The following is a 10,787-nucleotide window of genomic DNA, read 5'->3' on the forward strand; positions in this document are numbered from 1 at the left end:
CAACGCCCGCCGCGCCCGCCGTGCAGCCCGCCGCGGCGCCTCGCCCGGCCGCGCCTGCACCCGCACCGGCGCCCGCCGCCCGTCCCTGACTCACGGTCACGGGACGAGGACGCCTTCCGGACCGGCCGCGCGGCCGCCATATTGGGCGCGCCAGACGGCCCCGGCTCCAGGAACCGCGCATGTCCTACCGCCCCTACCAGCAAATTCTTCGACGCAAGTCCCGCGAGATCGGGGTGGGCAAGGTCCGTGTCGGCGGCGATGCGCCGATCTCGGTGCAGACCATGACCAACACGCCCACCGAGGACGCGCAGGCGACGATCGAGCAGATCCGCCGCTGCGAGCTCGCCGGGGCGGACATCGTCCGCGTCTCCTGCCCGACGGAGGAGGCGACCGCCGCGCTGCATGAGATCGTGCGCGAGGTGAATGTCCCGATCGTCGCCGACATCCACTTCCACTACCGCCGCGCCATCGAGGCCGCCGAGGCGGGGGCCGCGTGCCTGCGGATCAACCCCGGCAACATCGGCTCGAAGGAACGCGTGAAGGAGGTCGTGAAGGCGGCGCGGGACCATGGCTGCTCGATCCGCATCGGCGTGAATGCGGGCAGCCTCGAGAAGCACCTGCTCGAGAAGTATGGCGAGCCCAACCCGGAGGCGCTGGTCGAAAGCGCGCTATGGCACGCCGACCACCTGCTCCAGGAAGGCTTCGACGAGTTCAAGATCAGCGTGAAGGCGTCCGACGTCTTCCTTGCCGTCGCGGCCTACCAGCAGCTGGCCGAGGCCTGCGACCACCCGCTGCACATCGGCATCACCGAGGCCGGCGGCAAGCGGGCAGGGACGGTGAAAAGCGCGATCGGGCTCGGTTCGCTGCTGTGGGCGGGGATCGGGGACACGCTGCGCGTCTCGCTCTCCGCCGAGCCGGAGGAGGAGGTCTCGGTCGGCTGGGAGATGCTGAAGTCGCTGCATCTGCGCCATCGCGGGGTGAAGATCGTCTCCTGCCCGTCCTGCGCCCGGCAGGGCTTCGACGTGATCCGCACGGTCGAGAAGCTGGAGGAGCGGCTGGCCCATATCCAGCAGCCGATCACGCTGTCGATCATCGGCTGCGTCGTGAACGGGCCGGGCGAGGCGCTGATGACCGATATCGGCCTGACCGGCGGCGGCGCCGGCACGCACATGGTCTATGCCGCTGGCAAGACCGACCACACGGTCCGCACCGAGGAGATGGTCGAGCACATCGTCGGCCTGGTGACCGCGAAGGCCGAGACCCTGGCCGCCGAGGCGCGCGCCGCGCAGGAAGCGGCGGCGCGGGCGGCGGCCGAATGAGGCAGCGGCCCGGGCGCTTCCGGGCAGCGGTTCCTCTGCTTCTCGTCCTCGCCGGCGCATCGCCCGCCGCGGCGCAGATGGAGATCCTGGGCGACGCGCCGGGCACGGCGGGAAGCGGCTCGGTCGGCTGCGGGGAGATCAATGCGCGGGCGATGGAGGCGTCGCTCGTGGTCCGCCAGCATGCGAGCGCGCTGTCCGCCGGCTTCGAGCCCGATGCGCGGCCGCAGGCGATGGTCCTGCTCGCCTGGCTCGACCAATGGGCGGGGCGCCTGCGCGGCCTGGTCGATGTCGGGCAATCGGCGGACTGTCTGGACGACGGCGACGCAGAGACGTACAGGCGGGCGCTCGTCGCCGCGGCGCGGGTCGGGAACCAGGCGCGGGAGGAACTGCTCCGCACCCCCCGCGCGCCGCAGGCGGCACAGCAACAGCAGCAGCGACGCCGGCCCTGAGCCGGACGACCGGAATGACAGCATGACAGCCCTGCAGCCCGCCCGCGGCACGCGCGACCTGATCGGCGAGGATTTCCGCCGCCACCACAAGGTGGCCGAGACGGCGCGGCGCATCAGCGCGCTCTATGGCTTCGAGGAATGGGCGACGCCGATCTTCGAGGATACCCGCGTCTTCTCCCGTGGCCTCGGCGACACCTCCGACGTCGTCTCGAAGGAGATGTACACCTTCACCGACCGGGGCGGAGAATCCGTCACGCTGCGGCCGGAGGCGACGGCGGGGCTCTGCCGCGCGCTGGTGAGCAACGGGCTTACCCAGTCCAATCTGCCGCGCAAGGTGTTCTACACGGGGCCGATGTTTCGCTACGAGCGGCCGCAGAAGGGCCGCTACCGGCAGTTCCACCAGATCGACATCGAGGTGATGGGCGCGGCCGAGCCGCTGTCGGATGCCGAGGTGATCGCCTGCGGCTGGCACATCCTGCAGGAGCTGGGCGTCGCGGGGGCGACGGTGCTCGAGATCAACACGCTCGGCGACACGCCGTCCCGCGACGCCTACCGCGCGGCGCTGATCGCCTATTTCTCGGCGCATCGGGACGCGCTGTCCCATGACAGCCGCGTCCGGCTGGAGAAGAACCCGCTACGCATCCTCGACAGCAAGGACGAGACGGATCGCGCCATCGTCGCCGGCGCGCCGACCATCGCCGCGCATCTGACGCCCGAGGCGGCCGAGTTCTATGCCTCGGTCCGGCGCCACCTGGATCGCTTCGGCGTGCCGTTCCGGGAGAACCCGCGGATCGTGCGGGGCCTCGACTACTACAGCCACACGGCCTTCGAGTTCGTGACGGACCAGCTCGGCGCGCAGGGCACGGTGATGGGCGGCGGGCGCTACAACGGCCTGGTCGAGGAGATGGGCGGCCCGCCCACCCCCTGCGTCGGCTGGGCGGCGGGCGTCGAGCGGCTGGCCATGCTGCTGCCCGAGGCGCCGTCCGCCCCGCGCCCGGTCGCGGTCATCCCGGTCGGCGACGCGGCGGAAGCACCCGCGCTCGACCTGCTGCAGGCGCTGCGCCGCGCCGGCGTGACGGCCGAGATCGCATATCGCGGCAACCTCAAGCGGCGGATGGAACGGGCCAACCGCATCGGCGCGCGGGCCGCCGTGATCATCGGCGACGAGGAGATCGCGGCGGGCGTCGCGCAGCTGCGCGACCTCGATGCCGGGACGCAGGAGAAGGTGCCGCTGGCGGAGGTGCCGGGGCGGCTGGCATGAGCCTTCCCCCGCGCCTCGATCGCCTGCTCGCCCGCGCGGAGGAGCTGCGCCACATCCTCTCGACCGCGCCCGGCGCCGATATCGGCGCGCTGTCGAAGGAGCTGTCGGAGCTCGACCCGCTGGTCGCGAAGGTGAATGAGCTGCGCGCCGCCGAACGCGCGCGCGACGAGGCCGCGGCGCTGATGGCCGACCCCGAGATGCGCGACCTGGCCGAGGCCGAGTGGCTCGAGCAGAAGGAGCGCGTCCCGGCGCTGGAGCGCGAGATCCGCATCCTGCTGCTGCCGCGCGATTCGGCCGATGAGCGCAGCGCCATCCTGGAAGTCCGCCCCGCCGCCGGCGGCGACGAGGCCGGGCTGTTCGCCGCCGAATTGTTCCGCGCCTACCAGCGTTACGCGGAATCGCGTGGCTGGCGGTTCGAGGTGCTGGACTACGACGAGAGCGACCTCGGCGGCATCAAGGGCGCGACGGCGGAGATCGGCGGCCGCGGCGTCTTCGCGCGGCTGAAATACGAAAGCGGCGTGCATCGCGTCCAGCGCGTGCCGGCGACCGAGACGCAGGGGCGCATCCACACCTCCACCGTCACCGTGGCCGTGCTGCCGCAGGCGGAGGAGGTCGAGGTGCAGGTCAGTGACGGCGACCTGCGGATCGACACCTACCGGGCTTCCGGCGCCGGCGGGCAGCATGTGAACAAGACCGACAGCGCGGTGCGCATAACCCACCTGCCCACCGGCATCGTCGTAGCGATGCAGGAGGAGAAGTCGCAGCACAAGAACCGCGCCAAGGCGATGAAGGTGCTGCGCGCGCGGCTGTATGACGCGCAGCGCAGCGCCGCCGACAGCGCGCGCGCCGCCGACCGCAAGTCGCAGGTCGGCACCGGCGACCGGTCCGAGCGCATCCGCACCTACAATTTCCCGCAGGGCCGCGTGACCGACCACCGCATCGGCCTGACGCTGCACAAGATCGACCGCGTCATGCTCGGCGAGTTCGACGAGATCGTCGACGCGCTGACCGCCGAGGACCAGGCGGCGCGGCTGGCCGCCGACGCGGCATGAGCGGCTGCGCCGATCCGGGCGGGTCGGTCGGCGCCTTCCTCTGCCAGGCGGGGCAGGTGCTGCGCGCGGCGGGCCTCGACGCGCCGCGGCTCGAGGCACGGCGGCTTCTCTCCCACGCCATGGGCTGCACCGAGGAAGCGCTGCTGCGCGATCCGCGCGCGCCGGTGCCCGCCGACGCCGTCGCCGCCTTCGGCGCGATGCTGGCGCGCCGCGCGGCGCGGGAACCGCTCGCCCTGATCCTCGGCCGGGCGGGGTTCTGGACGCTCGACCTCGAGGTCTGCGCGGCGACGCTGGTGCCGCGCGCCGATTCGGAAGCCGTGGTCGAAGCGGCGCTGGCCGCCTTCGCGGGGCCGGAGGCGGTGCGCCGCGTGCTCGACCTCGGGACAGGGACGGGCGCGCTGCTGCTCGCCGTCCTGGCCGAGTTCCCGCAGGCCTTCGGGGTGGGGGTGGACCTCGCCCCGGACGCGGCCGCGCTCGCGGCGCGCAACGCGGCGGCGAACGGGCTGGCCGGCCGGGCGGCCTTCCTGGCCGGGCGCTGGGCGGAGTCGCTCATCGGGCGCTTCGACCTGGTGCTGTCGAACCCGCCCTACATCCCGGGCGGGGAGATCGCGGCGCTGATGCCCGAGGTGGCGCGGCACGAGCCTCGACTCGCCCTGGATGGCGGGCCGGACGGGCTGGACGCCTATCGCGCGATCCTGGCGGCGTTGCCGGCGCTGCTCGCCCAGGGCGGGCGGGCGGTGCTGGAGATCGGCCAGGGCCAGCGCGACGCGGTCGAGTCCCTGGCGCGCGCGGGGGGCCTGCTGCCGCTCGGTGCGCGGGCGGATCTGGGCGGCATCGACCGCGCGCTGGTGTTCGGGGCCTGAACCGCGCCCGAAAAAACCGTTTGGCGCCCCGGCGGGGCACGGCTAGGGTGCGATGGCGGTCGGGAGCGGCAAGGGTGCCCTCCGGATCGGTCGGACAAATCGCGGGCGTGGCCCGCAATCCCGGCCAGGACCGCTAGGTCGAAACCATGCCGAGCGCCGACCGCGCGTGGCGGGCCCAAGGGCCCGGCCTCGCTCCGGGGCGGGACGGGTGCGAGCAGCGAAACACAACACAATGAACATGAAGCGCATGCGCGGCCGCGGCGGACATCGCCACGGGGGCGGGGGCCAGTTCCGGCACAGCGGCGGCGGCACCGGGGGTGGCGGCGGCGGCGACCGCCAGCCGCTCAACCGGAACCACGTCTTCGATTCCAGCGGGCCCGACATGCGGCTGCGCGGGACGTCGCAGCAATTGTTCGAGAAATACCTGCAGCTCGGGCGCGACGCGACGAGCGGCGGCGACCGGGTGATGGCTGAATCCTACTTCCAGCACGCCGAGCACTACTTCCGCATCCTCAACGCCATGAACCAGGCCGCGGCGCAGCACCAGCAGCAGCAGCAGCGCCGGTTCCAGTCCTCCGACCAGGGGGATGGCGAGGGTGGCGACCAGTCCGACATGAACGGGCATGGCGGCGATGTGGGCGAGGCGGAGACGATCTCCCCCGAGCCGGCCGGCGAGGCGCGCGAGCCGGTCTGACCCGCGGCTTCGCGCGGGCCACCCGGCGGTCCGCGCGACGGCCTATCCCAGCACTTCCAGCGCGTCGCCCGCGGCGATGCGCCCGGCTTCCAGCACCTCGGCATAGACGCCGAGGTCGGCATGGCCGAAATGCGTCCGCAGCCAGCGCGGCGGTTCCGCGTCGCGCTCGGCGGTCGCCGGGTTCACCTCGGTCGCGGGGCAGCGGACGATGCGCTTGACGACGCGCAGCCGCGCCTGGCCGAGCTGGATCTCCTGCCCGATCCAGTCGAACTCCGCCCAGGGCATCCCGCCCGAAACATAGACATTGGCGCGGAAGCGCAGCGGGTCGAGTGCCGCGCCCGCCGCCTGTTCCAGCGCGTGCAGGCTGGTCAGGCCGATTATGGAGACGACCTTCTTCGCGACGTCGGAGAAGGAATGGCCCGGTGCCTCGACGAAGCGGGGCGCCCCGCGCGCTTCGTCGCCCATGAAGGCCGCGAGCCGCGCGGCGATGGCCGCGCGCCCTTCCTCGCTGCGGGTGCTGGCGACGAAGAGCGGTTCGTCGGGGAAGCGCAGCGCCAGGTCGCCGGTCCGTGAATCATAGGCGGAATGGACGAGCGCGAGCCGGGCATTGGCCATCAGGCAGCCGAAATTGCGCTTGGGCAGCCAATGCGGCGCCGCCGGGTCGAAGGCCGAATCGCCCTGGGCCAGCGCGAAGCGGCGGTCGTCGGGCAGGGTCTCGCCGGGGGTCAGCGCGACCTCCTCAAGCGCTTCCGCGGTCAGTCCCTTCACCGGGTAGCGGTAGATGCTTTCAATGCGCATGGCGGCCCCTTGAAGCAGATCAAGGAGGCTTACCACATGCCCTGGCATCACCGGCATGCCCGTCGCCCATCCGGGGGCGGGGACGCCAGTCCGCTCCGGAGAGGGACACATGGACATCGAGAAGTTCACCGACAGGGCCCGCGGGTTCCTGCAGGCCGCACAGACCATCGCGATCCGCGAATACCACCAGCAGGTGACGCCGGCGCATCTCGCCAAGGCGTTGCTGGATGATTCCGAAGGGGCCGCGAGCGGCCTGCTGCGCGCCGCCGGGGCCGATCCGGCGCGGGTGAAGCAGGCGCTGGAGGTGGCGCTCGCGCGCCAGCCGAAGGTCTCGGGCGGCGGCGCGGGCCAGCCGCAATTCACCCCGGACATCGTGCGCGTGCTGGACGCCGCGCAGCAGCAGGCGGTGCGCGCGGGCGACGCCTTCGTCGCGCAGGACCGGCTTCTGGTGGCGCTCGCCGCGAGCGAGGGCGAGGTGGGCCGCGCCTTCCGCGACGGCGGGGCGGATGCGCAACGGCTCGAGAAGGCGGTCGCGGACCTGCGCAAGGGCCGCACCGTCAACAGCCAGAACGCCGAGGAATCCTTCGACGCGCTGAAGAAATACGCGCGCGACATCACGGAAGCCGCGCGGCAGGGCAAGCTCGACCCCGTCATCGGGCGGGACGAGGAGATCCGGCGCTCGATCCAGGTGCTCGCGCGGCGGACCAAGAACAACCCCGTGCTGATCGGCGAGCCGGGCGTGGGCAAGACCGCGATCGTCGAGGGGCTGGCGCTGCGCATCGTGAAGGGCGACGTGCCGGAGGCGCTGAAGAACAAGAAGGTCATGGCGCTCGACCTCGGCGCCATGGTCGCCGGCGCGAAGTACCGCGGCGAGTTCGAGGAGCGCCTGAAGGGCGTGCTGGCCGAGGTGGAGAAGGCGGCCGGCGAGGTCATCCTGTTCATCGACGAGATGCACACGCTGGTCGGCGCGGGCAAGGCGGATGGCGCGATGGACGCGTCCAACCTGATCAAGCCTGCGCTCGCGCGGGGCGAGCTGCACTGCGTCGGCGCGACGACGCTGGATGAATACCGCAAGCATGTCGAGAAAGACGCGGCGCTCGCGCGGCGCTTCCAGCCGGTGTTCGTCGGCGAGCCGAGCGTGGAGGACACGATCTCGATCCTGCGCGGCATCAAGGAGAAGTACGAGCTGCACCACGGGGTGCGGATCACCGACGGCGCGCTGGTCGCGGCCGCGACGCTGTCCAACCGCTACATCACCGACCGCTTCCTGCCCGACAAGGCGATCGACCTGATGGACGAGGCGTCGTCGCGCCTGCGCATGCAGGTGGACAGCAAGCCCGAGGAGCTGGACGCGATCGACCGCGACCTGATGCGGCTGAAGATCGAGCGGGAGGCGCTGAGGAAGGAGACCGACTCCGCGTCGCGCGACCGGCTGCTGAAGCTCGAGAAGGAGCTCGCCGACCTCGAGGAGCGCTCGCGCGAGATGACGCAGCGCTGGGAGGCGGAGAAGGGCAAGGTCGTCGAGAGCCAGAAGCTCAAGGAACAGTTGGACAAGGCGCGGACCGAGGTGGAGCTGGCGCAGCGCGCGGGCGACCTGACGAAGGCGTCGGAGCTGCTCTACGCGCTGATCCCGCAGCTCGAGAAGAAGATCGCCGAGGCCGGCGACGGCGATGCCCGGCTGGTGAACGAGGCCGTGACCGAGGAAGGCATCGCGGCCGTGGTCAGCCGCTGGACCGGCGTGCCGGTCGAGAAGATGCTCGAGGGCGAGCGCGCCAAGCTGCTGCGCATGGAGGATGAGCTGCGCCGCCGTGTGGTGGGGCAGGAGGAGGCGCTCGAGGCCGTCTCCAAGGCCGTCCGCCGGGCGCGGGCGGGGCTGCAGGATCCGAATCGTCCGATCGGTTCCTTCCTGTTCCTCGGGCCGACGGGCGTGGGCAAGACGGAGCTCGTGAAGGCGCTCGCGCAGTTCCTGTTCGACGACGAGCGCGCGATGACGCGCATCGACATGTCCGAGTACATGGAGAAGCATGCCGTCTCCCGGCTGATCGGCGCGCCGCCGGGCTATGTCGGCTACGAGGAAGGCGGCGCGCTGACCGAAGCGGTGCGGCGCCGGCCCTACCAGGTGATCCTGTTCGACGAGGTCGAGAAGGCGCATGACGACGTCTTCAACGTGCTGCTGCAGGTGCTCGACGACGGGCGGCTGACGGACGGGCAGGGGCGCACGGTCGATTTCCGGAACACGATCATCGTGCTGACCTCCAACCTCGGCAGCCAGGCGATCGCGGAACTGCCGGAGAATGCCGAGATCGACGCGGCGCGGCCGGCGGTGATGCGCGCGGTGCGCGACCGGTTCCGGCCGGAATTCCTGAACCGGCTGGATGAGATCGTGCTGTTCCGGCGCCTCGCGCGCGGGGACATGGCCTCGATCGTCGACATCCAGCTGGTGCGCCTGCTGAAGCTGCTGGAGGACCGCAAGGTGCGGCTCGAGCTCGACGCCGCGGCGCGGGAATGGCTCGCGGAAGCGGGCTACGACCCGGTCTACGGGGCGCGGCCGCTCAAGCGCGTCATCCAGCGCAACCTGCAGGACAGGCTGGCGGGATTGCTGCTGGAAGGCGGCATCCGCGACGGGGATACGGTGCGCGTCACCGCATCCCCGGACGGGCTGGAGTTGCGGCCGGGGATGGCCGAGGCGGCCTGATCGGGACGGGGCTCGCCGCCGGGATCACTCGGCGGCGAGCGCGATCTCGTCGCGCGCGCCGATGCGGCTCGCGGTGCGCTCGAGGTCGCGCTGCCGCGCGCGGAACGCCGTGAGGTCGGCGCCTGCGAGGCGGATCGTGCGTTCGATGTGCCGCGCCGGATTGACGTGGCGCCCCGCGACCAGCGTTTCGTAGTGCAGGTGCGGGCCGGTCGACAGGCCGGTCGAGCCGACCGCGCCGATCACGTCCCCCTGGCGGACACGGCGGCCGGGCGCGATGCCGCGGCCGAAGCGGGAGAGATGCGCGTAGCGCGTCTCGACATTGCCGGCATGGCGCAGGCGCACGAGGCGCCCATACCCGCCGGAGACGCCGGCGAAGGCGACGACGCCGTCGGCGGCCGCATAGACGGGCGTGCCGGTCGGCGCCGCGAAGTCGATGCCGCGATGCATGCCCGTGTAGCCAAGGATCGGGTGGCTGCGCATGCCGAAGCGGGAACTGATCCGCGCGCCGTCGAGCGGCGTGCGGAGGAAGGCGCGGCGCAGGCTCTGGCCGTCCTGGTCGAACCAATCGACCGCGCCGCTGCGATCCCGGTGACGCCAGATGGCGAGCCGGCGGCCGGACAGCAGCAGTTCCGCCTTCAGCACCTGGCCATGGCCGAGGATGTCGCCATCGCTGTCGCGATACCGTTCGAACAGGATCGAGAAGCGATCGCCCGGCTGCAGGTCGCGCTGGAAGTCCACCTGGTGGCCGAGGATGCGGATCAGCGAGAGGGCGAGGCCGGGGGGCACGCCGGCGGCCGTCAGGGCGGGGAAGAGGCCGCCGCTGACGTTGCCCTCCGCCCGGACGAGGAAGCGGGTGCGGGGGGCGAGTGTCTCCTCGGCCCGCCAGCTGCCGTCAGGCTGGCGGATGGCGCGGATGGTGCGCCCGGGGGTGGGTTCGACCTCGATCTCGAGGAGGGTGGAGAGGGGTTCCGGGGCGAGGCGGAGCGCGACCTCGTCGCCGGGGCGCAGCGCCCCCGGGGGGAAGATGGTCGCGAGGCGGGCGAGGGCGGCGTGGGCCTCCGCATCGTCGACGCCGGCACCGTCGAGGAGGCGGGCGAGGGTGTCGCCCGGGCGGACGATGATGAGGCGCTGCTGGGGATCGCCCGGGGCCTGCGTGGTGGCGGGCGGGGCATTCACCTGCGCGATGGCCGGCAGGGGCAGCAGCAGCGGCACCAGGCAGAGCAGGGCAAGCGCCCGACGGAACGGCATTTGTCCAAGGACTCCCGGCATGGCTGTTCTCATTGGGCGGAGCGGATGGCCGCCCGGAGGGCCGGGGTCAATGCTGTCGTGGAGTCGGGCTGGGAGGGCGGCGCGCGGTCAAGGGCAAGAGCTATGCGTTTTGCGCAATGCATGAAGTTGTGTTGCACCCGTTTGACAGGGGAGGGCGAGGGGGGTATCTCCCCGGCCACGCCGACGGCGACGGGGCTTGACCCGAAGGACCTCTGGTCCTAGGTTCTGCGCCCCGCCAATGAAGGCGGATTCACCGGATCGGCACTGTAGCCTCACCTGAGGTTGCTCGGGCTGGTTTGGTATTGTTCTTTGACAATTGTATCGGTTTTGGAAGTGTTTTGAGTATGATCTTAGCGATCCTTGAGTGGGTGGCTTGGATTGGCTTTT

The 10,787-nt window shown here is 71.8% G+C and carries 9 protein-coding genes; 7 read left to right on the top strand and 2 right to left on the bottom strand.

Annotation, left to right across the window (positions count from 1 at the left end; all coding sequences use genetic code 11):
* Positions 1–179: 179 nt before the first annotated feature.
* The 6 genes from ispG to J5Y09_RS23910 all read left to right on the top strand — a co-directional run bounded on the left by ispG (position 180) and on the right by J5Y09_RS23910 (position 5,638).
* Positions 180–1,319, top strand: coding sequence for a flavodoxin-dependent (E)-4-hydroxy-3-methylbut-2-enyl-diphosphate synthase (gene ispG / locus J5Y09_RS23885; protein WP_209354361.1), 1,140 nt, complete (start codon positions 180–182; stop codon positions 1,317–1,319).
* On the top strand, positions 1,316–1,768 hold the full coding sequence (locus J5Y09_RS23890; protein ID WP_209354362.1) for a hypothetical protein: 453 nt from the start codon (positions 1,316–1,318) through the stop codon (positions 1,766–1,768). Before ispG ends, J5Y09_RS23890 begins: the two co-directional genes overlap by 4 nt.
* Positions 1,769–1,790: 22 nt before the next feature.
* On the top strand, positions 1,791–3,029 hold the full coding sequence (hisS, locus tag J5Y09_RS23895) for a histidine--tRNA ligase (RefSeq protein WP_209354363.1): 1,239 nt from the start codon (positions 1,791–1,793) through the stop codon (positions 3,027–3,029).
* The gene (gene prfA / locus J5Y09_RS23900; RefSeq protein WP_209354364.1) at positions 3,026–4,081 is read left to right on the top strand and encodes a peptide chain release factor 1; all 1,056 of its coding nucleotides are present in this window, start codon (positions 3,026–3,028) and stop codon (positions 4,079–4,081) included. The genes hisS and prfA overlap by 4 nt, the downstream gene beginning before the upstream one ends.
* The gene (prmC, locus tag J5Y09_RS23905; RefSeq protein ID WP_209354365.1) at positions 4,078–4,944 is read left to right on the top strand and encodes a peptide chain release factor N(5)-glutamine methyltransferase; all 867 of its coding nucleotides are present in this window, start codon (positions 4,078–4,080) and stop codon (positions 4,942–4,944) included. The genes prfA and prmC overlap by 4 nt, the downstream gene beginning before the upstream one ends.
* Before the next feature lie 232 nt (positions 4,945–5,176).
* On the top strand, positions 5,177–5,638 hold the full coding sequence (locus J5Y09_RS23910; protein WP_209354366.1) for a DUF4167 domain-containing protein: 462 nt from the start codon (positions 5,177–5,179) through the stop codon (positions 5,636–5,638).
* Between the two features lie 42 nt (positions 5,639–5,680).
* On the opposite strand, the gene J5Y09_RS23915 is transcribed toward J5Y09_RS23910, so the two are convergent.
* Complete coding sequence (locus J5Y09_RS23915) at positions 5,681–6,436, bottom strand: MOSC domain-containing protein (protein ID WP_209354367.1); 756 nt, start codon at positions 6,434–6,436, stop codon at positions 5,681–5,683.
* Positions 6,437–6,545: 109 nt separating this feature from the next.
* Between J5Y09_RS23915 and clpB the strand changes: the two genes are divergently transcribed.
* Positions 6,546–9,131 carry an ATP-dependent chaperone ClpB gene (gene clpB, locus J5Y09_RS23920; RefSeq protein ID WP_209354368.1) on the top strand — a complete coding sequence of 862 codons (2,586 nt, stop codon included), beginning with the start codon at positions 6,546–6,548 and terminating at the stop codon, positions 9,129–9,131.
* A 24-nt stretch (positions 9,132–9,155) separates the two neighbouring features.
* Here the strand turns inward: clpB and J5Y09_RS23925 are convergent, their stop codons facing one another.
* Positions 9,156–10,379, bottom strand: coding sequence for a peptidoglycan DD-metalloendopeptidase family protein (locus J5Y09_RS23925; RefSeq protein WP_209354369.1), 1,224 nt, complete (start codon positions 10,377–10,379; stop codon positions 9,156–9,158).
* Between the last annotated feature and the right edge of the window lie 408 nt (positions 10,380–10,787).

Source organism: Roseomonas nitratireducens (assembly GCF_017813355.1).
In the GTDB taxonomy this organism is placed as follows: Bacteria; Pseudomonadota; Alphaproteobacteria; order Acetobacterales; family Acetobacteraceae; genus Neoroseomonas; species Neoroseomonas nitratireducens.

What these genes read in the sequence shown, in the direction of transcription:
- ispG (WP_209354361.1), top strand. Translation starts at nt 180, where the DNA reads ATGTCCTACCGCCCCTACCAGCAAATTCTTCGACGCAAGTCCCGCGAG.
- J5Y09_RS23890 (WP_209354362.1), top strand. Translation starts at nt 1,316, where the DNA reads ATGAGGCAGCGGCCCGGGCGCTTCCGGGCAGCGGTTCCTCTGCTTCTC.
- hisS (WP_209354363.1), top strand. Translation starts at nt 1,791, where the DNA reads ATGACAGCCCTGCAGCCCGCCCGCGGCACGCGCGACCTGATCGGCGAG.
- prfA (WP_209354364.1), top strand. Translation starts at nt 3,026, where the DNA reads ATGAGCCTTCCCCCGCGCCTCGATCGCCTGCTCGCCCGCGCGGAGGAG.
- prmC (WP_209354365.1), top strand. Translation starts at nt 4,078, where the DNA reads ATGAGCGGCTGCGCCGATCCGGGCGGGTCGGTCGGCGCCTTCCTCTGC.
- J5Y09_RS23910 (WP_209354366.1), top strand. Translation starts at nt 5,177, where the DNA reads ATGAACATGAAGCGCATGCGCGGCCGCGGCGGACATCGCCACGGGGGC.
- J5Y09_RS23915 (WP_209354367.1), bottom strand. Translation starts at nt 6,436, where the DNA reads ATGCGCATTGAAAGCATCTACCGCTACCCGGTGAAGGGACTGACCGCG.
- clpB (WP_209354368.1), top strand. Translation starts at nt 6,546, where the DNA reads ATGGACATCGAGAAGTTCACCGACAGGGCCCGCGGGTTCCTGCAGGCC.
- J5Y09_RS23925 (WP_209354369.1), bottom strand. Translation starts at nt 10,379, where the DNA reads ATGCCGTTCCGTCGGGCGCTTGCCCTGCTCTGCCTGGTGCCGCTGCTG.